The sequence below is a fragment of the Thermosynechococcus vestitus BP-1 genome (assembly GCF_000011345.1).
Lineage (GTDB): Bacteria > Cyanobacteriota > Cyanobacteriia > Thermosynechococcales > Thermosynechococcaceae > Thermosynechococcus > Thermosynechococcus vestitus.
In genome coordinates this window covers 2337501-2357816 of the sequence record NC_004113.1, presented here as the reverse complement: position 1 = coordinate 2357816, position 20316 = coordinate 2337501, and the positions used below count along the sequence as shown (strand labels likewise).

Here is a 20316-nt window from a genome sequence, read left to right as displayed (position 1 = left end):
CTAACAACTGTCACTGACCTAAAACCCATCTCAAAGGTAGGGGGAATCTGCTAAAGGACTGATAAATCAAGGGTTTCAGGGATTTCTAATGGATAAAAGCACCGGAAAAGCACATATCTTAAAGGTTTCAGGGTTACACTTGGGGTCTGGCTATTCTAGAATGAGGCTTGAAAGCAAGCAGAGGCAAGGGTTTCGTGCCTTTCACCACTATCTTCTCAATTAAACAATCTTTAATGTTTCTGTGGAGTGATCCCCATGAATAAAGCTGAGCTCGTGGATGCTGTGTTTAACCGTGCCCATAGCGCCAACAACGTCACCAAAAAGCAAGTTGAGGCGATTATCTCTGCCACTGTGGAGGAAATCATGGAGGCCGTGGCTAAGGGAGAAAAAGTAACCCTGGTGGGCTTTGGTGCCTTTGAACGTCGGGAGCGCAAAGCCCGTGAAGGGCGCAACCCCAAAACCAAGGAAAAAATGCAAATCCCAGCAACTAACGTCCCCGCCTTTTCCGCAGGGAAACTCTTCAAAGAAAAAGTTGCGCCTCCTGCGGCGGCGGAACCAGCGGCCAAGGGCAAGAAAAAATAGTTTGCATCCCCCGCGCCACGGTGGCAATTTAGCTTGGGCGGCAGCGATCGCTCGCTGTACCCCCAATGAGATCTTGGATTTCTCTGCCAGTCTCAACCCTTGGGGGCCGCCAAAGTCAGTGATTGCTGCCCTACAGGCCTCTCTTGCCACAATTCGCGACTATCCCGATCCCGATTGCCGTCCCTTGGTGGAGGCCCTGACTACCCTTCATCGGCTGCCGAAGGATTATTTTTTGGTGGGCAATGGTGCAGCAGAGTTGTTGACATGGGTGGGGCGTGAATGTGGGCAGCGGCAGCGGGTCTTTGTGGTTGTTCCTGCCTTTGCCGACTATCGGCGGGCAGTGGCGGCCTTTGACAGTACAGTGGTTCCCCTGCCTCTGCCACAGGTACAAAACAACTTCTCAGAAGTCTTACCAAAACTGACGCCGGCAGATGCCATCATTGTCAACAACCCCCATAACCCCAGTGGGCATCTCTGGTCGCGGCATCATCTCCAACCCCTGCTCGAGACAGGTGCCTTAGTGGTGCTGGATGAGGCCTTTATGGACTTTTTGCCGCCGGCGGCAAACGAGTCTCTAATAGCGGCGGTGCCTGAGTACCCCAATTTAATTGTTGTGCGATCGCTGACGAAGTTTTATGGTCTAGCGGGTCTGCGTCTAGGGTATGCCGTCTCCTCCCCCGAACGTTGGCAGCGCTGGCGAGCATGGCGGGATCCTTGGAGTGTGAACAATCTGGCCATCATCGCTGGCGTTACGGCTTTAGGCGATCGCCCCTTTCAGGAGCACACATGGCAGTGGCTGCCACCCACACGCCAGGCCTTTGCCGCTGCGCTGAACACTTTGCCCGAACTCAAGGTGGTGACCAAGAGCAAGGCAAACTTTTTACTCATTCAAGCCAGCGGCTCCATTTTGTCGGTGCAAACCTACCTCCTACAGCAGCATCGCATTTTGATTCGCGACTGTTGCAGCTTTCCCGAATTGGGCGCTTCCTACTTCCGGGTAGCGGTGCGCCGTGACAGCGAAAATCAGCGTCTTCTGGAGGCTTTGCGGGCGTATTACCAACGTCCGTAGGAATTGCATCCCCCAAAGCCAAGGTGGTATAGTAGCGGTACTTAAGGGGGCGTGGCGGAATGGTAGACGCTGCGGACTTAAGCAATTGAGCCTTAGTAGAGAAATCTATTAAGTGAATGCTCTCAAATTCAGGGAAACCTACGTTTGTCCACAGGGCAAATATGGCAATCCTGAGCCAAGCCGTTTCCCAGGAGCCTCCCTACGGAAACGGAAGGTGCAGAGACTCGACGGGAGCTACCCTACCGTAGATCCTCTACGCGGGTAAAGGGAGAGTCCAATCCTCAACACCCAAGGGGTGGTCGCGAAAGCGGCAGGAGGATGAAAATCCGTTGACCTTAAACAAGTCGTGAGGGTTCAAGTCCCTCCGCCCCCACCAAACCATTTCAGGGGCCTCATTCCCAAGGGTTGACCCATTGTTCAGGGTGCGATGAAAGCAGAGTACCAGCAACGACAGCAGGAGTTTTTAGAGAAGTTGGGCACCGGTGTTGCTGTTTTCTGTAGTGCCCCGCGTGCCATCATGCACAATGATGTGGACTACAACTTTCGCCAAGACAGTAATTTTTACTATCTCACAGGCTTTAATGAGCCAGAGGCGGTTGCTGTTTTTGCGCCCAACCACAGTGAGCATCGCTATGTGCTCTTTGTGCAGCCCAAGGATCTCAGCCAAGAGATTTGGACAGGGACACGCCTTGGCGTAGAAGCGGCCAAGGAGGAATTAGGCGCCGATGCCGTATATCCCATTGGTGAGCTAGAGGAGCACCTGCCCCGCTATTTGGAGACGGGGGATCCGCTGTACTACCACTTTGGTCACAACGAGCGTTTTAATCAACTGATTCTCAAGCACTACCAGCGGCTGCTGGCGACACTACCGAAACGGGGCACAGGCCCGCGGGCGATCGCCGATCCCAGTATTCTCTTAGCACCCATGCGGCAAATTAAATCAGCAGCGGAACTCGCCTTGATGCGCCAGGCGATCGCCATCACTGTCGAAGCCCATCAGCGGGCCCGCGAACTCGCTGCTCCGGGGCGCTGGGAATACGAGATCCAAGCAGAGATCGAGCATGTGTTTCGCCGACGGGGAGGCGATGGCCCTGCTTATCCTTCAATTGTTGCCTCAGGTCCGAATGCCTGCGTGCTCCACTACACCGAAAACCAACGGCAAATGGCAGCAGGAGACTTGCTCCTGATCGATGCGGGCTGTGCCTATCGTTACTACAACGCCGATATTACCCGCACCTTTCCCGTGAGTGGCCAGTTTACCGGCGAACAAAAGGCGATTTATGATATTGTCCTCGCTGCCCAAAAAGCGGCGATTGAGCAGGTGCGACCGGGGAATACCTACAACCAAATCCACGATGCAGCAGTGCAGGTGATTGTTGAAGGCTTGGTTGACCTTGGCCTGCTGCGCGGGGAAATTACGACCCTCATCAATGAAGGGAAAGAGAATCAGACCCAAAAGTACCGCACCTTTTTTATGCATGGCACCGGTCATTGGCTGGGGCTCGATGTCCACGATGTAGGTCTTTACAAGCATAACAAGGAGACATGGGTGACTCTCCAGCCGGGGCAAGTGTTGACGGTTGAGCCAGGGATTTATATTCATCCTGAGGCAACCCCTGCCGAGGGTCAGCCTGAGATTGGCGATCGCTGGCGGGGCATTGGGGTGCGCATTGAGGACGATGTCCTCGTCACGGCTGCGGGACACGAGGTACTAACGGCGGCGGTGCCCAAATAATCATCCCGAAAATAGTTGGGTGAGCTTGCATACTCAGCCATTCACCCAAGGATAAATGAGTAGCACCACCCCAACTGGAGAGCGCACCGATGACTCAGGAATCTGCCGTCTCTTTACCCAATTGGCTGCTCAGGTTCATGCTCCCCACCCTACTGGAGGGGCAAGAATGGGGGCACCAGTTTCTCTGCGATCCTCAGTGGCAGGGGGATCGCGATCGCATGGCCAAGCATGCCATTTATGAAGCCACCCTCTGGTCCCTTGGTACTGGTGTGAGCACTGGCCTCATGGGTTGGTTTGGCCTACCACTGGATATTGGCTATTTTTATTATTCTCAAACCAAGCTAGCAGCAGCCCTCTTTACCATCTATGGCCTCGACATGGGGGACGAGAGTGTACTGATGATCCTGATTGCGGCTGCCTTTGGGGTTAGCGCTGCTGAGCTAGCAAACTACTTTGGCACTGAATTGTGCCGGCAAGTTTTCAGCACCTTCGCCAGACGATCACTGGAAAACAACTTACCCCAAGTGCTGCCAAAAGCAATGCAACAGCTCCCAGGGCCTCTGGTTCAACAGGTTGGCAGAGTGTCAAGCAGAAGTGTAACACTTCCTGTGCGGGCACTGCCCCTGATCAGTGGGGTCATTGGTGGTGCCACCAACGCCATCATGATCAATGCTTTTGGCCATGGGGTGTGTCAGTTAATCAAAACTTTCCAATCGCCCGCTACCCGCTAGACCTCGGGAGCTGGATGGGACTCTAGAACCATTTTGACCGTTGCTGCTAGGGGAATCGCTAGCAAAATCCCCAAGAAACCTGCCACCCGTGCACCAATGAGCAGGGCAATAAACTGCCACAGAGGGTTGAGTCCCATCAAATTCCCCAGTAACTTGGGAGCAAGCACATTATCCTTAATCTGTTGCAAAACCACAGCAATCAGGAAAATATTCAAGGCCAGCCACGCATCCTGAAAGAGAATGAGCAGGGTGACAAAACCAAGCCCCAGCGTTGCCCCTACCACAGGGATTAACTGGGCAACTCCAATGATGAGGGCAAAAAGAAAGCCAAAATTAACCTGCAGGGCAACCATAAAGGGAATGAGGGCAAGAAACATAAACAACCCCAGAAATAGTTGCGCTGAAAAAAAACTGCGAATATTCAGGCGCAAAGCGTCATCCACCCCCTGCCGCCAAGGCTTGGGTACCAATTGTATTAGCCCACGCCAAATCCCACTGCCATAAAAGAGCATATATACCGTTAGAATCAACACCAAGAGAGTATCAAAAAACCTGGTTACAGTTGTAATGGCGACACTGGGTAACAGGGCAGTAATTCCTTTGATCTGGATCGCCAGCTCTTCCATCAAGTCATTCACCCCCACAGGGAACTGGTAGCGGCGCAGGAGTTGATCCAGATGGCGCAAATTTTGATTGCTGGTATCCGCCAATTCTGGCAGTTGATTCAGGAGTTCTTCCGCCTGTTGAATAGCAAGGGGGAGCAGCAACAGCATCAATACACTGGCCACCACAAGAGTCATCAGTAGCACAAGGGCGATCGCCTGCCGTCGCTGCAGACCGCGAGCAGACAAACGAATCACCACTTGATTGAGCAAAAAAGCCAAGATGGCGGCAATGACAAGAATATTAATCGGATATTCAAAATAGAGGTAAACTTGCTCTGCCACCCAGAGGTTGAGGACAATCAGAGGTCCTGTAATTAAATAGGCAAGATACCGTTGCCAACTCTGTGGCGGGCCAGACCATCTCATGGAAATCTAGGTTGAATGACTCCTAGGCTGGCGAGGGCGTAACCAATTGCCCAGCACCAGCAAGCCGACGATCGCCAGTGTGCCCCAACCCAAGGGACTCGGATACCAATAGGCTGCCTCTAGGTGATTGAGATAACCGGGCATCAATGTCCAAGTCAAGCGATCGCCCTCCCGCTGAACATGGGGGTTCACAACTATGTCCTGCGCCGTGGTTGGGCGTTCAATTGGACGTGCCCCCCAAGGGGTTTCTAGGGCAAGCTGAAAATTCAGCAGTGACTGCGGCGCCACCAGAACGGCCTGCTCACGGGACTCAATACCCAACGGTCGCAGGTCAATGTCATAGCGAAAGCGTTCCCGAACAAAGAGTAACAGGTTCTGATCAAAAATATCCGCCTCAGCAGTGACTTGGGGCAGATAGGGCACACGACCAAGGCGATTGAGGACGGTGGCCAATTGCTGGCTGGTGTCAAAGGGAATCGTCACCTGAAGATGGGTTTTATCGCGTTCTTGGACCGCTCCCCCCAAGCGGTGCGCCTGTTGGATGACCTGCTCGGTAAAGGGAGGATCGGGCTGAGGCAGCGTTAGCGTGTAGGTTAGGCTCCCCCCCGTTTGTCCCTGATGCTGGATGACCATATCTGCTTGGACGCATCCACTCAAACAGACGAAAAGGGGTATCAAAAGCCAAAGTATCCAGCGCTGCATTCCGCCTCTATTCCTTTCCTGGGTTTTGCCATGCAAAATTATCCTATCTTGGGATGCTGCCGAGGCACAAAAAAACACCCCGAACAGCTCAGGGTGTGGCCATGACTTGTCTAGGCTAATCTAGGCTATTTGTTGGGTTGAGGTGTCAAGCGCAGATAGGGTTTAACAGCATTGAAGCCCTTGGGAAACTTCTGCTTCGCTTCTTCATCGCTGAGGGAAGGCACAATCACGCATTCTTGACCCTCTTGCCAGTTGGCAGGAGTTGCCACACTGTAGTTGTCCGTCAGTTGTAGCGAATCAATGACCCGCAGAATCTCGGCAAAGTTGCGGCCGGTGCTGGCAGGATAGGTCATGGTCAGGCGCAGGCGTTTTTGGGGGTCAATGATAAAGACCGTGCGCACCGTCAGATTATTCAGGGAGTTGGGGTGGATCATGTCGTAGAGGGTGGAGACTTTTTTATCTTCGTCGGCCAAAATCGGGTAATCCACCTTGACGTTGTTCACTTCTTCAATGTCTTTGATCCAGCCGAGGTGGGACTCCACACTATCGACACTCAAAGCCAAGACTTTGACATTGCGCTTCTCAAATTCTGGGCGTAACCGCGCCACTTCGCCCAGTTCTGTCGTGCAAACGGGGGTGTAATCCGCTGGGTGGGAGAACAGGACAACCCAACTATCCCCTGCCCACTCGTAGAAGTTGATGTTCCCCATGGAGGAGGCTTGGGTAAAGTTGGGTACGACATCCCCAAGTTTTAGGCTCATAGATGGTGGCTCCTAGGCTAACCGGTGTATTAGTCACTATGAATTCTATCTTGCCATAAACTCTCGTTTATCGGTCGGAATAGAGAGGAAAATATACAAACCCCTCAGCTCCGAGAGGCCGAGAGTCAAAGGTTTCAATGGCGCAGCGCCCTCAACACAGCTTTCCCCTGCCCTAGGCTGCCGTGGAATCAGGAGTAGGTTGCAGTCTCTGGAGCCAGAGTTGAGAGCCACTCCCCTAAGAAAGGTCTGTATTAGCCTTGAGAGCTGCGACATACTGCTGCACCTTAAGATCAATACCGGTAATGTCAGTGCCGACAACGACTGCCCAAGCCCCTAAACCCAAGGCCTTTGCGGCCATGGTTGGACTGGCAATTCCCCCTTCAGAGAGAATAGGCACGCTGAGATGCTCGACCAGCTGGCTCAGAAGTGACCAACTGGGGGGCGGAGTATGTGCCGTGGTTTCGGTGTAGCCAAAGAGGGTGGTGCCTACCCAATCTGCTCCCGCAGCAACCGCGGCTGCCGCATTTTCCAGGGAGTCAATATCAGCCATCACAGGCTTGCCCAGTTCATTGTGAATTCGCTGAATCAAGTCCTGGAGAGGTTCAGGGCGCGATCGCGCTGTGGCATCGAGGGCAATGATATCGGCACCCGCGGCGGCAACGGCTACGGCATCGGCAAAGCGAGGCGTAATATACACGGGGTACGCTGGCAAAGTCTGCTTCCAGAGGCCAATGATGGGCACATTCACCGCTTGGCGCACTGCCTGAATATGGGCTGGGGTATTGATGCGCACTGCCACTGCCCCCCGCAAAACTGCTGCCTTTGCCATAGCGGCAATGATTTCTGGCGCTGCCAAAGGGGAATCTGCCGGGGCTTGGCAGGAGACAATCAGACCGCCGCGAATTTGCGTTGCTAGGTTCATGGGGTCTCCAGGTGTAGCTTCTGACGGGCGATCGCCCCCAGTTCTAGGGAGTGGCCACTGACTTTCTCCAATAAGTAGAGACAATGCTCTGGCCGCAGGAACGTGCCATCGTTGCGACAGACCCCTGTGTAGATCAGGCTCACCGTCGGCCAGTGCACTTGATGCTCATTGAGGCGAATCTCCAGCAGGCGATCGCGCAAATTCACCACTTGGGTTTTCCCTGACTTAGTGGTTAGCTCATAGAGAATTTCAGGTGTGGCTCGCAAGGTCTCTAACCACTGTTCCCAAGTCTCCCGCTCTAGGGGTTCAGGTGTACGGATGAGCAGTTCATAGGTGGCGGCTCGCAGGGCTTGACTAGCAGCAGGTTCACTGAGGGGCACCACCTCACAGCCATAGAGGGGTATCTCCTGGGGAAGCTGCTGCCGCAATTGCTCCAGCACCGTTTGCGCATCGACCTCACGGTAAAACTCCAGATCCACAATTTCCCCATAGCTGGTCACGCCGAGGGGCAAGGCACTGGCGGTAGAGATGCGCGGTGAGGGGTGAAATCCGCCGCTAAAGGCAATGGGCAAGTGGGCACGGCGGACGGCCCGCTCAAAGAGACGCAGCAGGTCCAAATGGCTGAGGAGAGTCATCTCGCCCGTTTTGCCAAAGGTGAGGCGCAGACGTTGAACCCGTTCTTGGGGAACTTGGGGCTGACCTTGAATGGGCGGAATTGGCGGCGGCGGCACGACCACGTTATGGCCAAAATCAATACCACAGACGCCACAGTGGGAACAACCGGCAAAGGAACAGTCGGGGACCACCACTGCTTCCAGGGCGCGGTGTAAGTCTTCCTTTAGCCAGGCTTTACTGATGCCCGTATCAATGTGATCCCAGGGTAGGGGGGCATCGAGGTTGTGGTTGCCACCGCTAAAGACATTCCACTCGCCCGCTTCCAGTTGGCGGTATTTCCAGTCCAGACCCGCTTCTTGAATCGCCTGCGTCCAAGCCGCATAGGCGCGATCCAGGTTTTCCCACCAAGAATCTTCGCGGGCTCCCAATTCCCAAGCGCGGCGGATGACCGGTCCGAGTTGGCGATCGCCCCGACCCACAAAGTCTTCCATTGCCGAGATGCGCACATCAGTAAAGTTAGCCTTCAGACCCTTGATGGTGCGGAATTCTGCCTTGAGCAACTCCTGTTTGCGCAGAAACTCACTGGTGGAGACAGCATGCCACTGGAAGGGGGTGTGGGGCTTGGGGGTAAAGTTGGAGATGGTCAGGTTAAAGCTCAGGGGTTTGCGTCCTTTGATCCAGCACTCCCGCCTTAGCCAACGGATGGTTTCCGCAATCCCCAAGACGTCGGCATCGGTTTCCCCCGGCAGGCCAATCATAAAGTAGAGCTTGATCTTATCCCAGCCCTGCTCATAGGCCGTTTTTACTCCCCGCAGCAATTCCTCATTGGTTAAACCCTTGTTGATAATGTCCCGCAGTCGTTGCGTTCCCGCTTCCGGGGCAAAGGTGAGCCCCCCTTGACGAGTACCACCAACAATGTGGGCAATGTTTTCATCAAAGCGATCCACCCGCTGACTGGGGAGTGAGAGGGAGATGTTCTCGTTTTGGAGACGGTTTTTAATTTCCACGCCCACAGCGGGCAAAGCCAAATAGTCGGAGCAACTCAGAGAGAGTAGGGAAAACTCGTTGTAGCCCGTGGCACGCATCCCCGTTTCAATGGCAGCAATCACCTCCTCAGGGGCAACATCACGGGCAGGGCGGGTCAGCATCCCCGGTTGGCAAAAGCGACAGCCGCGCGTACAGCCGCGCCGAATTTCCACCGTCAGGCGATCGTGAACGGTTTCCACGTAGGGCACCAAGCCAATGGCATAGTGGGGCATTGGGGTAGCCACCCGCCGCAAAACTCGCGCGGGCACATCGGGGCGATTGGGTTTGACAGAGCCATCCCCCTGGCGATCGTAAAATTGGGGCACATAGACCCCCGGCACCTGTGCCAAGTCTAGGAGCAAGTCCTGCCGACTCAACCCCGCCCGTTTGCCTTCGGCCACCACCAGGCCAATTTCCGGCAAGAGTTCTTCGCCATCCCCAAGGGCAAAAAAGTCAAAGAAGTCAGCGTAAGGTTCGGGGTTGGATGTCGCTGTCTGTCCACCCGCAAAGATCAGGGGGATTTCCTCAAGGGATGCCTGTTGGCGCTCCCACCAGGTCAGCGGTAAGCCAGCCAAATCCAGCATTTCCAAAATGTTGGTGGCCCCCAGCTCATAGCTGAGGCTAAAGCCAATGAGGTCAAACTCCCGCAGGGCACGGCGCGACTCCACAGCAAAGAGGGGGGTTTGGGTGGCTCGCAGTTTAGCAGCTAAATCCGCCGCCGGTAGGTAGGCGCGATCGCACAGTTGATCGGGGACGGCATTGAGAATGTTGTAGAGAATAATGTGTCCCAAGTTCGAGGCGCCCACCTCATAGATTTCTGGATAGCTCAGCACCCAGCGCACCGTTGCAGCCTGCCACGGCTTATGAACGGCACCCCGCTCATTGCCCAAATAGCGAGCGGGTTTGAAGATCTCAGGGGTGAGCAACTCAGGAATCGGAACAGCCATGACTCATCAACCCAATTGCAAACCTCTAGGGCAATAAAAAGCGAGATTCCCCAGTGGGCATTGGTCGCGGAGGAGCGGGAGGCACCAAAAGACCTGCACTGCCGGGTTGGGGAATCGGCGGGAAAACGGTGGGGGGGCTCGGCGTCGGTTCTAACAGTGTTGTCTGGGGTTGGGGAGGTTGTGGTGGGGTAGGAAGCAACCCCGCCTGTTGTGCGTAGAAGGTGGCCAGTGTGCTGACCAAGGCATCCCGTTGTTGACGATTAAGTTGGCGAATGGCGGCTCTATCCCCTTCCATTGGGTTCACTGTTAGGTAAGAACGTCCCGGATAGGTTTCTGGGGTCAGGAATTCATTCAGCCCCAAGTAGTCGGCAAGGGAAAGTTTCCAGTCAAAACGGTAGAGGGGCGATCGCCCTTTGACGGTAGTGTGATAGATAATGAATCGCTCTAGGAGCGTACTCTCCGGCGCTGGCTGACGATTGTCTTGGCGGATGTAGTGATTTTCCTTCGGGAAACCGGGCAACTTTGGATAGAGGGTTTCGGCCACCCAACGGGGGTTAATGCGAATTTCACCAGTGGCATTGGGCAAGTTGGGGTCAGACTGCGATCGCCCCCCGCTCCAAGCACTACTCAGGGGCAACCATAGGAGTGCCAGCAAGCACCCCCACGTCACCCAGCCGCAAAATGTCCAACCCCCTTGTCTCCCCATGGCTAGGAATCTGCCAGCAACTCCGGTTGGGCAACTTCATCGGACATTTCGATAATGGCACGGATCACCGGCTTTAGGGGCAGATCATCAAGATCTTCACTGGCCTCTAGCCCGCGCCGTTGTTTAGCCCGGTTGGCAATTTGCACCGTAATGCGATAGCGATTGGCGGAGTGCTGAATTAACTCTTCCGCCCGACGGTTAATTTCCAAAGATGAGTAATGAAGGCGCTTTTGCATGGTTGGTCCTTTCCTCAAACATGGGTGGCTGTTGCTTCTAGGGGGTGCAGTGTCGGTGTCCCAAAGGGCTGGATAATGCCGCCCCCCAACAGGCGATCGCCCGCATACCAAACCGCCGCTTGCCCCGGCGTTACCCCAAATTGCGGTTCAGCAAACTCCAATTGTACCTGTTCAGCATTGGCGTCGGGAATGATGGTCACCGGCACAGGGGGGGTGCGATAGCGAATTTGCACTGTGGCTGTCATCGGTTCTTTAGGAGGTGGTATCGAGACCCAGTTCACCCGTGCCACGGTACACTCACGCCTGCCGGCGGTGGCGCGATCGCCGACAATAACACGATTGTGTTCCCGATCCAAAGCCACCACATACAGGGGCTCAGGTGCGGCGATTCCCAAGCCTTTGCGCTGGCCAATCGTATAGTGGTGAATCCCCTGATGGTACCCTAGCACCCGTCCATAGACATCCACAATCTCCCCCTGCTGACGGGGCAGATACTGATCCAAGAATTGGCGCATGGATCCATGGGCTTCAATCAGGCAGAGATCTTGGCTTTCCGGCTTACTGGCTGTGGGCAGACCATACTGCGCCGCGAGGGCACGGGTCTCAGCCTTGGTTTGCTGACCAAGGGGGAAAAGCACATGAGCTAGAATCTCTTGGGGCAGATCATAGAGAAAGTAACTTTGATCCTTATGGCGATCCACAGCTCGCCACAGTTCATAGCGATCGCTGGTGGGATTGTATTTCACTTGGGCATAGTGACCCGTCGCAATGTAGTCAATCCCCAGTTGCTCCCGGCTATAGGCCAGCATCGGCCCAAACTTCACCAAACGGTTGCATTGGGAACAAGGTAGCGGTGTGACCCCATTGGCATAGCCACTGATCAAATAGTTCACAATATATTTCTCAAAAATTTCGCGGCTATCGACGATATGGTGAGGGACTCCCAGCTGCTCACAAAGGCGCGCCGCATCCACTAGCCCCTCAGAGCAGCACTGCCCCTTACCCTTCATCAGCCAGAGCGTCAGACCCACAACGGGGTGCCCTTGCGCCTTGAGACTGGCAATGGCAACGGAACTATCCACACCGCCGGAAAGGCCCACAACAACCGCCGGTAAATCAGACATTGTTAAGATTCACAAAAAATCTACCTCTTTTAGGGTAGCATTCCTAACTTTCGCAACACAGGCCATCGCGATCGGCTATAATCAGGAGACAAGGTTGGCGAGTAATCGCCGCTTGAGTTTCTTAAGTAGAGCGATTCTTGAGTTCGGTTTTAGGGAAGGTTGGTTCCGTAACAGTCGTCTCTCCGAAGTCAACGTCAACACCGGGTTCAACTTTTGCTTTGGAGCAGATCAGATTATGTCTATTTATGTCGGCAACCTTTCCTACACGGCCACCCAAGAAGATCTAGAGGCCGTTTTTGCCGAGTACGGTTCCGTCAAACAAGTCTATTTACCGGTGGATCGGGAAACAGGCCGGAAGCGGGGCTTTGGTTTTGTAGAAATGTCCAGCGATGCTGAAGAAGAGGCGGCGATCGCCGATCTCGACGGTGCCGAGTGGATGGGACGGCAACTCAAAGTCAACAAAGCCCGTCCCCGCGAAGCCATGGGTGGTAGCAACAATCGTTATTCCCGTAATCGCTAACTCCTGAGAAGGTCCTTCAATAGCCCTCTTGACAAACTTGGGATAGGATTTATTTCACCCTATTCCCACAAGGAGGGCTCTATTTGCTCTACCAATGTGGTAGAGAAATAATAACGACCTGCTGAATGCAATTGGAAAGGAACATCATCCCTATGGCGCGCATGTATTACGACGCAGATGCCCAACTAGAGCTCCTTAAGGACAAAACGATCGCCATTATTGGCTACGGCTCCCAAGGCCACGCCCATGCCCTCAACCTGCGCGATAGCGGTCTCAATGTTGTGGTGGGTCTTTACGCCGGCAGTCGTTCTGCAGAGCGCGCCCGTGCCGAGGGTCTAGCGGTCCACCCCGTGGCGGAAGCTGCGAAAATGGCCGACTGGATTATGATTCTTTTGCCCGATGAAGTTCAGCGGGTTGTTTATGAACAGGAGATTGCCCCCCACCTGCAACCGGGAAATGTCCTCTCCTTTGCCCACGGCTTTAATATTCACTTTGGCCAGATTGTGCCCCCCGCCCATGTAGATGTGGTGATGGTGGCTCCAAAAGGTCCCGGTCATCTTGTTCGCCGCACCTATGCCCAAGGGGAAGGGGTCCCCTGCCTGTTTGCGGTCTATCAAGATGCCAGTGGTCAAGCCCGCGATCTCGCCATGGCCTACGCCAAGGGGATTGGTGGCACCCGTGCCGGGATTCTTGAAACCACCTTCCGTGAAGAAACAGAAACCGATCTCTTTGGTGAGCAAGTGGTCCTCTGTGGAGGCCTCAGTGCCCTGATTAAAGCCGGCTTTGAAACATTGGTGCAGGCGGGCTATCAGCCAGAGCTGGCCTATTTTGAGTGTCTCCATGAAGTAAAGCTGATTGTGGATTTGATTGTTGAAGGGGGGCTTGCCAAAATGCGGGACAGCATCTCCAACACCGCAGAATACGGCGACCTCACCCGTGGCCCACGGATTATTACCGAGGAAACCCGCGCGGAAATGCGCAAAATTCTCCACGAAATTCAAACGGGTCAATTTGCCCGCGAGTTTGTGCTGGAAAATATGGCCGGTAAACCAGGTTTTACTGCGATGCGGCGACGGGAGGCAGAACACCCCATTGAACAGGTGGGTCAAGAACTGCGCTCTATGTTTAGCTGGTTAAAACGGGCTTAAGCTTTGCCCTGGGGGGCAATGATGGCGATTATTTCGTCGCAAAATTCACCACCGGAGCGATCGCGCCCCCCTTCAGTGCTCTCCAATCAACCCACCCCAGAGGAACAACACTCCTTGGCTGAGGACTCCTTACGTCCTCACTCTTTACAGGACTACATTGGTCAGCAGGAACTCAAGGAGGTGCTGCACATTGCCATCCAGGCAGCCAAGGCACGCCAAGAACCCCTTGATCACCTGCTGCTCTATGGCCCACCGGGCTTAGGCAAAACCACCATTGCCTTGATTTTAGCGGCAGAAATGGGGGTCAACTGTAAGGTGACCAGTGCCCCAGCCTTGGAACGCCCCCGCGACATTGTGGGTCTGCTGGTGAACCTGCAAGCAGGGGATATCCTCTTTATTGATGAGATTCACCGCCTCTCCCGCATGACCGAGGAACTCCTCTATCCGGCGATGGAGGATTTTTACCTTGATCTGACGGTGGGAAAACAGCAAACGGCACGCCCACGACGACTCAAACTCAATCGCTTTACCCTGGTGGGAGCCACCACCCGTGCTGGGGCTTTGACCTCACCCTTGCGCGATCGCTTTGGCTTGGTGCAGCGGTTACGCTTTTATCATCCCGAAGAACTGCAACAGATTGTCCAGCGGGGGGCCGCCCTCTTACAAACCCCTATTACTCCTGAAGCAGCTCTAGAAATTGGGCGGCGCAGTCGCGGTACGCCCCGCATTGCCCTGCGGCTTCTCAAGCGGGTACGGGACTATGCGGCGGTAAAGCACGATGGCAGGATTACGCTGGATGTGGCTAGGGCTGCCCTGGAACTGTTGCATGTGGATCCAGCAGGGTTGGATGGGAGCGATCGCCGCCTCCTCAGGGTGATGATTGAGTCCTATCAAGGGGGGCCAGTGGGAATTGAAACCCTTGCCGCCGCCACAGGCGAGGATGTGCAAACCATTGAAGAGGTCTATGAACCCTACCTTCTCCAGATGGGCTATCTGCAACGGACACCCCGCGGTCGAGTCGCTACTCCCCGCGCTTGGCAACATCTAGGCTATACTGCACCAGAAAACCAGTTGCCAGGGTTATCTAGTCCCTACGACACCTTGTCTTAAGCCCCAACTTCTTTATGAGAGCGACAGTTATCTTTGGCCCAATAAGACCGTTGCCCAACGACGGGGACGGCACTTCGACAAATGAGAGGTGGAAAATTGAATTGAGGAGATTGAGCGCTTGGGCCACAGGGAAAAATCGGCGATCGCTAGCTATTTCATGCAACTGTGTGAGCACTCCTGAAAATTGAATACTGGGACCCACAGAACGGGAATAGTGCCCCCGGGGTTAGCAACCAGAAGTGAAGAGTTAAATTTTAGATTGCCCCCTCAGGCAATACGCCAATACTCCAAGCCAGCCCTATCCTGACATCTTTTTTGCAGGAAGTTTTCATCAAACAATATCGCAATGGCAAAAAACTCTTTCTCAGCGCCAGGGGGGTGACTCCCCATTCGATCCCTGAAGCCCTCGAATTTACCCTTGAACAAACCCTAGATGAGAATTCGCTTCCTTGGCCGCCTGCTGCGAACTCCGAAGGGTCAGTATTGTGAATTGTGATCTTGCTCCAAGCCGCCGTTGTTGGTCAGCCTCAGCCCGCCCCTGTAATTGGAAAATCACTGTAAGCTATTGATAGGGTTGATTAAGGTTTTTTAACCTTGACCCTACTCTCTGCCTCGCCTACGTGAACGACCATGTTGCGGATCATTACCCAGTTAACAGACCTACGCGCTGAACTACGCCGCATTTGCGATCGCACCGATAGCGGGGAGATGAGCGAACAACAGGCAACTGTTGAGGCAATTTTGCGCCGTGTGGCCAAGGATGGCGATCGCGCCCTGATTGAGTACACCGCCCAGTTTGATCACATTGACCTCACCCCCGAAACATTACGGGTGAAAGGGGATGAACTGGATGCCGCTTACCAACAGGTGTCCAAAGAACTCCTAGATGCAATTCGCCTCGCTAAGCAACAAATTGAAGCCTTTCACCGCCAGCGAGTGCCTAAAAGTTGGGTGCAATTTGGCGAAGATGGCGTTGTCCTAGGCAAACGCTACACTGCTGTTGATGCTGCCGGACTTTATGTGCCGGGGGGACGGGCGGCCTATCCAAGTACAGTTTTAATGAATGCCATTCCCGCTCAGGTGGCCGGTGTGCAGCGGATTGTCATGGTCACGCCCCCCGGTCAAGGCAAAGGCATTAACCCTGCGGTTCTCGTTGCCGCCCAAGAAGCCGGAATTCAAGAGATTTATCGCGTTGGTGGCGCCCAAGCCATTGCTGCCCTTGCCTATGGCACAGAAACAATTCCCCGGGTGGATGTCATCACTGGGCCGGGAAACCTATATGTGATGCTTGCCAAAAAGCAGGTCTACGGCCGCGTGGGCATTGACTCCCTTGCAGGGCCATCAGAGGTCTTAATCATTGCTGATGAGGCGGCCCATCCTGCTCAGATTGCAGCTGATTTGCTGGCTCAAGCGGAACATGATCCCCTTGCAGCGGCCATTTTGCTTACACCGAGTCTTTCCCTGGCGAAGGCAGTTGTAACGGCTGTGAATGAACAGTTGGCTGACCATCCCCGCCGTGTCCTCACTGAGAAGGCGATCGCCCACTACGGCCTCATTGGTATTGTTGAAACCCTCGAACAGGCAGTCGAGCTGTCCAATAGCTTTGCTCCAGAGCATCTAGAACTGGAAGTTGAAGACCCTTGGAGCCTTGTCGAGCAGGTGCGCCATGCCGGTGCCATTTTCCTAGGCTATTCCACCCCTGAAGCGGTTGGTGACTATCTGGCGGGCCCCAATCACACTCTGCCTACTTCTGGTGCGGCCCGCTATGCTTCCGCCTTGGGCGTAGAGACCTTCTTGAAACACTCCAGTATTATTCAATACACCCCTGCGGCCTTACGCAAACAGGGGGGAGCAGTCATGACTCTCGCGGAAACGGAAGGTCTGATTTCCCACCGCGACTCTGTGCGTCTGCGCCTTCAACCTTAGTCAGCCTTAGAAACTGACGATCAAGTAGGGGGCTTCAAATTTACCCCCGCGAACGGGTTTGCCCTTGAGGCTAGGGGGCAGTTCAATGTGGCGCCGCTGATCGCCAGCTTCCACCGTCAGTTCCCCACTAAACTCGCTGAGTTTCACCTGCTCTTTGCGAAATCCCGGTAGGAAAATGCGTACCTGTTGTTGGGTCTCATCAAACTCATGGGGAGCCGGTGCTACTCCTAGCTGATTCAAGTCCGGAAGATGGGAAACAAGATGTTGCCAGTTGCTCCAGTCTTTAGGCAGAACTGAAATACGGAGCGGGGCAAACGTACGCCTGACTTCTGGTGTGGGTTCCCCTATACAAAAGACTTCAGAAATGGGCACATTCACCTGTTGGGCACTGCCCCATAACCATTGGGTTTGCGCGGTTGAGATCGCTGTGGTATCCGTAAGCAGAAACACGGATAGCTGCTGAGGATCTGCGGCAATTTTCACACCGCGATCGACCCACTCCTTTGCCTCAGCAAAGCGCTCTCGAACTTTTTGCGTGTCAATATTGGCAGCCATAATTGCGCTGGCGATCGGTCCGCCAATAGCGTTCGCGATCGCGTTCAGATCCAGTTGATCCAACAAACGTTGAAATCGGCGATAGTACCACGCCAACCCTTGGGGCAAGCCAATCAGCCGCAGGGTATCCTGACTGTTGCCCCCAGCATAGACAATCACATCGTACTCGCCGCTGCTGTAGTGCACACGCAGGGTATTCAACGTGAGTAACGTATCCATCCCCGGCAAGATCACCAGTTCCCCGGCATAAACTTTACCCACCAGCTCTTGGGGCAAGTAGGGTTCTACTAAACGGTTGAGTTCTTGCCATGCCGCGTTGAGACTTTCAGTCGCCAGGAGTTCTGCGATCGCCAATCCCTCCGATAGCCATTTCGGTTGCCAGCCAATCACCTGATCCGAACTGCCGATGAGAAATTGCAAGGACGTGGCTGGACTCGGCACCGCTAGTAAGGTTCGTTGCTGTTGCCTCGCAAACCACTGGGCAATGGCCAGACCCAGTGCCGTTTGTTGTTCTGGAGTTGTTCCTAGGAGGGTAACAATGCGTGTCATGGCAAGTTTGAGGACGATAGCTGCTTGGACTATCCTATCGGCAAACGGCTGCCCCAAGGTTTTCTAAAGAACCCCTCGTAAAATCGCCTCTATGGGCAGCCAAATGTGTTCAACGATAAAACCTACTCGGGGCAGCGATCGCGGGCCTTCTAGGGGCTTGTAGACCATTCTCAGGCCAAAAAAATTTTCCGCGGCGCAAATGGATCCTCATTAGAAGGTTCTGAAGCTACGGTCAGATTCTTTTTTCGAAGTTTTCCCCAAATTCCCCAAGGTTTTCCCCAAGCTCTTGCAACTTTCGATCCTCTAACCGTCTCAACCGTTTGTTCTTGGTTTCCTGATCTTCCTCGATATCCCCATCCTCTCAACCAATGATTTCCTCAAGCTCTAACCCACATTCAAACTAACCCCGAGTTACCTCGATCGCATCCTTATTTTCCTCTGTAAAAATTTTATTCGCATTAGGATCTTAAGGATCCACTACTACTACTAAATTATTTAAATATTCTTATAGTAGTAGTAGGGCCTGTGGAAATGTGGAAAACTTTTCGGAAACGCTCTCTGCAAGCGGGTTTGAGCCACTTACCCCCTGTGGAAAACTTGTGGAAAAAGTAGGGGTTTTTCCACAGGCTATTATCCCGGCGGAAAAAGAATAAAAAAGATTTCCACAGTTTTTCAGAGTTTTTCCGGGGTTTTCCACAGGTTTTCCCCAGAATTTTCCACAGGCCTTCTGGAGTTTTCCACAGGTTACAGGGGGCAGATCTCCGTATTTCTACGGTTCCCCTTGCCCGCGATCGCCCCCAGACTAAAAAAAGAGATTTTGTCAACCAGTACAAACGTTTCTTTAGGATTCCCTGATGTTTTCCCTAGAGAGTCCTGCCAACAGTCTTGAGCAAGTGATGGGTCACCTTTCCCCTGTTGAGCAGATTCGGATGCTGATGCACCACCCCTACTTCACCGGCCGTTGTCCCGCCTGCCGGCAACCCATTCATCACTCCCAGCTCAGGATAGGTCAATGTTACTGTTCCCACTGTGGTTGGCAGGATCACGCTAGCGATCGCCAGTCCATGCCGACCTTCATGGCTCAGGATCGCGATTGCTAAAAGTTCCGTTTGCTGTTTTGCTCTGGAAGGGTGTAAAGCTGGCCACGATCGCCACCATTAACCACCACAGGGTTGCCACCTCTGGGCGGAACCAAATCGTATCCACCAGCCCATGGGTCAGCATGCCGATCATGGCTGCTATCGTACCCATCAACCAGAATCCCTGAGGGCTTCCTGTTGCCCGTAACTCCTCAAAGCAACGCCGGGCGCGATCGCCTAGAACCGCCAATAGCCAGAGAAAGACACCAAAGCCAATGAAACCAACTTCCACAAGAATTTCCAGAAAAATTGAGTAGGCTCCCAAGGCTGTGAAGCGGACGTTCACTTGATACAGGGGATAGATTTGGTTGAACGCCACATTCCCAGGACCAATTCCCAGCCAAGGCCGTGCCCAAATCATCTGCTGCACTGCCATCCAAACGTTAATGCGGAAATTATTGCTACTATCTCCGCGGGCTACAAAAATGCTCGCGGCACGCTCCCGCAGCGGCGGCACACTCACAATCGTGCCCATACAGAGGGCGATCGCCAACCCCCCCATGGTCGGTACCCCCCAACGACGCCATTGCAGCGGTAACCTTGGCCAAAACCAAATCCCCAGCAACACCACCCCAGCGATCGTTGCTGCAACCAACCCCAGCCAGCCACCACGGCTAAACGTCAAAATCAAGCTCGCCGCATTCATCCCCAGCATCACCACCGCCAACAACTTTGGCAGCCAGCCTTGCCACACCGCGATCGCCGCTGCACTTAAGGGTACACTCGGCAACAAATAACCCGCCAACAGATTTGGATTTCCCAAAAAGCTATAAACCCGTGTCACATTTGCCAAGGCTGACTCTGGATCCGTCCACGTCGCCAACGGCTCCGCCCCAAAAATCCACTGCCGTACCCCCTCGACACTCACCATTAACGCCGTCAGCAGATAGACCGTCAGCAAGCGCGATCGCCACCGCTCATTGCGCATTACCCGCTCCGCCAACGCAAAAAACAGCAGGTACAACGTCAACTTCCCCAAACCCACCATTGCCGCCCGAGGAACCGGCGACAACACCGTGGCCAGCAGCGCAATCCCCCAATACAGCAGCACCAGCAAATGTACCCCCGACCAGCGGCCTTCCCGTTCCCCCGCCAGCGTCCACAGCAACCAAAAGCCACTCCCTGCCGCCAGCAGCATCCCAATCATTCCCGACGGCATCAACGGTGCTAGTACCAGCACCA

The 20316-nt window shown here is 54.2% G+C and carries 20 protein-coding genes (1 of these 20 cut by a window edge); 10 read left to right on the top strand and 10 right to left on the bottom strand.

Features of this window, described 5'->3' with window-relative positions:
- The first annotated feature begins 255 nt into the window (after positions 1 to 255).
- The 4 genes from TLL_RS11500 to TLL_RS11485 all read left to right on the top strand — a co-directional run bounded on the left by TLL_RS11500 (position 256) and on the right by TLL_RS11485 (position 4117).
- Positions 256 to 582, top strand: coding sequence for an HU family DNA-binding protein (locus tag TLL_RS11500; RefSeq protein ID WP_164921010.1), 327 nt, complete (start codon positions 256 to 258; stop codon positions 580 to 582).
- A 1-nt stretch (position 583) separates the two neighbouring features.
- A complete protein-coding gene (gene cobD / locus TLL_RS11495; RefSeq protein WP_011058099.1) occupies positions 584 to 1651 on the top strand; it encodes a threonine-phosphate decarboxylase CobD in 1068 nt (355 codons plus the stop codon).
- Positions 1652 to 2078: 427 nt separating this feature from the next.
- Positions 2079 to 3386, top strand: coding sequence for an aminopeptidase P N-terminal domain-containing protein (locus TLL_RS11490; RefSeq protein ID WP_011058098.1), 1308 nt, complete (start codon positions 2079 to 2081; stop codon positions 3384 to 3386).
- Positions 3387 to 3475: 89 nt separating this feature from the next.
- Complete coding sequence (locus tag TLL_RS11485) at positions 3476 to 4117, top strand: hypothetical protein (protein WP_011058097.1); 642 nt, start codon at positions 3476 to 3478, stop codon at positions 4115 to 4117.
- Here TLL_RS11485 and TLL_RS11480 read toward each other — a convergent pair.
- From TLL_RS11480 to mnmA, 8 genes are all read right to left on the bottom strand, one after another.
- Complete coding sequence (locus TLL_RS11480) at positions 4114 to 5148, bottom strand: AI-2E family transporter (protein WP_011058096.1); 1035 nt, start codon at positions 5146 to 5148, stop codon at positions 4114 to 4116. The genes TLL_RS11485 and TLL_RS11480 overlap by 4 nt on opposite strands.
- Before the next feature lie 6 nt (positions 5149 to 5154).
- Entirely contained in the window at positions 5155 to 5781 is a 627-nt protein-coding gene (locus tag TLL_RS11475) for a DUF3153 domain-containing protein (protein WP_164921009.1), read from the bottom strand.
- A gap of 194 nt (positions 5782 to 5975) precedes the next feature.
- The gene (locus TLL_RS11470; RefSeq protein WP_011058094.1) at positions 5976 to 6611 is read right to left on the bottom strand and encodes a peroxiredoxin; all 636 of its coding nucleotides are present in this window, start codon (positions 6609 to 6611) and stop codon (positions 5976 to 5978) included.
- Positions 6612 to 6846: 235 nt separating this feature from the next.
- Positions 6847 to 7533, bottom strand: coding sequence for an N-acetylmannosamine-6-phosphate 2-epimerase (locus tag TLL_RS11465; RefSeq protein ID WP_011058093.1), 687 nt, complete (start codon positions 7531 to 7533; stop codon positions 6847 to 6849).
- Positions 7530 to 10121 carry a TIGR03960 family B12-binding radical SAM protein gene (locus TLL_RS11460; protein ID WP_011058092.1) on the bottom strand — a complete coding sequence of 864 codons (2592 nt, stop codon included), beginning with the start codon at positions 10119 to 10121 and terminating at the stop codon, positions 7530 to 7532. Before TLL_RS11460 ends, TLL_RS11465 begins: the two co-directional genes overlap by 4 nt.
- Positions 10122 to 10146: 25 nt before the next feature.
- A complete protein-coding gene (locus tag TLL_RS11455; RefSeq protein ID WP_011058091.1) occupies positions 10147 to 10827 on the bottom strand; it encodes a hypothetical protein in 681 nt (226 codons plus the stop codon).
- A 2-nt stretch (positions 10828 to 10829) separates the two neighbouring features.
- Positions 10830 to 11063, bottom strand: a complete 234-nt coding sequence (locus tag TLL_RS11450) for a DNA-directed RNA polymerase subunit omega (RefSeq protein ID WP_011058090.1) — start codon at positions 11061 to 11063, stop codon at positions 10830 to 10832.
- A gap of 14 nt (positions 11064 to 11077) precedes the next feature.
- A complete protein-coding gene (gene mnmA, locus TLL_RS11445) occupies positions 11078 to 12187 on the bottom strand; it encodes a tRNA 2-thiouridine(34) synthase MnmA (RefSeq protein WP_011058089.1) in 1110 nt (369 codons plus the stop codon).
- Positions 12188 to 12422: 235 nt separating this feature from the next.
- Here mnmA and TLL_RS11440 point away from each other — a divergent pair, with 235 nt between their 5' ends.
- From TLL_RS11440 to hisD, 5 genes are all read left to right on the top strand, one after another.
- Positions 12423 to 12707 carry an RNA recognition motif domain-containing protein gene (locus TLL_RS11440; RefSeq protein ID WP_011058088.1) on the top strand — a complete coding sequence of 95 codons (285 nt, stop codon included), beginning with the start codon at positions 12423 to 12425 and terminating at the stop codon, positions 12705 to 12707.
- Between the two features lie 152 nt (positions 12708 to 12859).
- Positions 12860 to 13855 carry a ketol-acid reductoisomerase gene (ilvC, locus tag TLL_RS11435; RefSeq protein WP_164921008.1) on the top strand — a complete coding sequence of 332 codons (996 nt, stop codon included), beginning with the start codon at positions 12860 to 12862 and terminating at the stop codon, positions 13853 to 13855.
- A gap of 21 nt (positions 13856 to 13876) precedes the next feature.
- Positions 13877 to 14965 carry a Holliday junction branch migration DNA helicase RuvB gene (gene ruvB / locus TLL_RS11430; protein WP_164921228.1) on the top strand — a complete coding sequence of 363 codons (1089 nt, stop codon included), beginning with the start codon at positions 13877 to 13879 and terminating at the stop codon, positions 14963 to 14965.
- Positions 14966 to 15280: 315 nt separating this feature from the next.
- A complete protein-coding gene (locus tag TLL_RS13605) occupies positions 15281 to 15454 on the top strand; it encodes a DUF29 domain-containing protein (protein ID WP_164921007.1) in 174 nt (57 codons plus the stop codon).
- 141 nt (positions 15455 to 15595) lie between these two features.
- The gene (gene hisD, locus TLL_RS11420) at positions 15596 to 16891 is read left to right on the top strand and encodes a histidinol dehydrogenase (RefSeq protein WP_011058085.1); all 1296 of its coding nucleotides are present in this window, start codon (positions 15596 to 15598) and stop codon (positions 16889 to 16891) included.
- Between the two features lie 6 nt (positions 16892 to 16897).
- On the opposite strand, the gene TLL_RS11415 is transcribed toward hisD, so the two are convergent.
- Positions 16898 to 17995, bottom strand: coding sequence for an ArsA family ATPase (locus tag TLL_RS11415; protein ID WP_011058084.1), 1098 nt, complete (start codon positions 17993 to 17995; stop codon positions 16898 to 16900).
- A gap of 854 nt (positions 17996 to 18849) precedes the next feature.
- Between TLL_RS11415 and TLL_RS11410 the strand changes: the two genes are divergently transcribed.
- Positions 18850 to 19095: a hypothetical protein gene (locus TLL_RS11410; protein ID WP_011058083.1), complete on the top strand. Its 246-nt coding sequence runs from the start codon at positions 18850 to 18852 to the stop codon at positions 19093 to 19095.
- On the opposite strand, the gene TLL_RS11405 is transcribed toward TLL_RS11410, so the two are convergent.
- Positions 19070 to 20316, bottom strand: the 3' portion of a protein-coding gene (locus TLL_RS11405; protein ID WP_011058082.1) for an IctB family putative bicarbonate transporter. The gene runs 145 nt beyond the window's last position; only the last 1247 of its 1392 coding nucleotides appear in the window; its start codon lies beyond the right edge, outside the window — the gene reads right to left on this strand; the stop codon is at positions 19070 to 19072. The genes TLL_RS11410 and TLL_RS11405 overlap by 26 nt on opposite strands.

What these genes read in the sequence shown, in the direction of transcription:
- ilvC (WP_164921008.1), top strand. Translation starts at nt 12,860, where the DNA reads ATGGCGCGCATGTATTACGACGCAGATGCCCAACTAGAGCTCCTTAAG.
- TLL_RS11500 (WP_164921010.1), top strand. Translation starts at nt 256, where the DNA reads ATGAATAAAGCTGAGCTCGTGGATGCTGTGTTTAACCGTGCCCATAGC.
- TLL_RS11440 (WP_011058088.1), top strand. Translation starts at nt 12,423, where the DNA reads ATGTCTATTTATGTCGGCAACCTTTCCTACACGGCCACCCAAGAAGAT.
- TLL_RS11480 (WP_011058096.1), bottom strand. Translation starts at nt 5,148, where the DNA reads ATGAGATGGTCTGGCCCGCCACAGAGTTGGCAACGGTATCTTGCCTAT.
- TLL_RS11485 (WP_011058097.1), top strand. Translation starts at nt 3,476, where the DNA reads ATGACTCAGGAATCTGCCGTCTCTTTACCCAATTGGCTGCTCAGGTTC.
- TLL_RS11465 (WP_011058093.1), bottom strand. Translation starts at nt 7,533, where the DNA reads ATGAACCTAGCAACGCAAATTCGCGGCGGTCTGATTGTCTCCTGCCAA.
- ruvB (WP_164921228.1), top strand. Translation starts at nt 13,877, where the DNA reads ATGGCGATTATTTCGTCGCAAAATTCACCACCGGAGCGATCGCGCCCC.
- mnmA (WP_011058089.1), bottom strand. Translation starts at nt 12,187, where the DNA reads ATGTCTGATTTACCGGCGGTTGTTGTGGGCCTTTCCGGCGGTGTGGAT.
- TLL_RS11475 (WP_164921009.1), bottom strand. Translation starts at nt 5,781, where the DNA reads ATGGTCATCCAGCATCAGGGACAAACGGGGGGGAGCCTAACCTACACG.
- TLL_RS11490 (WP_011058098.1), top strand. Translation starts at nt 2,079, where the DNA reads ATGAAAGCAGAGTACCAGCAACGACAGCAGGAGTTTTTAGAGAAGTTG.
- hisD (WP_011058085.1), top strand. Translation starts at nt 15,596, where the DNA reads ATGTTGCGGATCATTACCCAGTTAACAGACCTACGCGCTGAACTACGC.
- TLL_RS11415 (WP_011058084.1), bottom strand. Translation starts at nt 17,995, where the DNA reads ATGACACGCATTGTTACCCTCCTAGGAACAACTCCAGAACAACAAACG.
- TLL_RS11470 (WP_011058094.1), bottom strand. Translation starts at nt 6,611, where the DNA reads ATGAGCCTAAAACTTGGGGATGTCGTACCCAACTTTACCCAAGCCTCC.
- TLL_RS11410 (WP_011058083.1), top strand. Translation starts at nt 18,850, where the DNA reads ATGTTTTCCCTAGAGAGTCCTGCCAACAGTCTTGAGCAAGTGATGGGT.
- TLL_RS11460 (WP_011058092.1), bottom strand. Translation starts at nt 10,121, where the DNA reads ATGGCTGTTCCGATTCCTGAGTTGCTCACCCCTGAGATCTTCAAACCC.
- TLL_RS11455 (WP_011058091.1), bottom strand. Translation starts at nt 10,827, where the DNA reads ATGGGGAGACAAGGGGGTTGGACATTTTGCGGCTGGGTGACGTGGGGG.
- TLL_RS11450 (WP_011058090.1), bottom strand. Translation starts at nt 11,063, where the DNA reads ATGCAAAAGCGCCTTCATTACTCATCTTTGGAAATTAACCGTCGGGCG.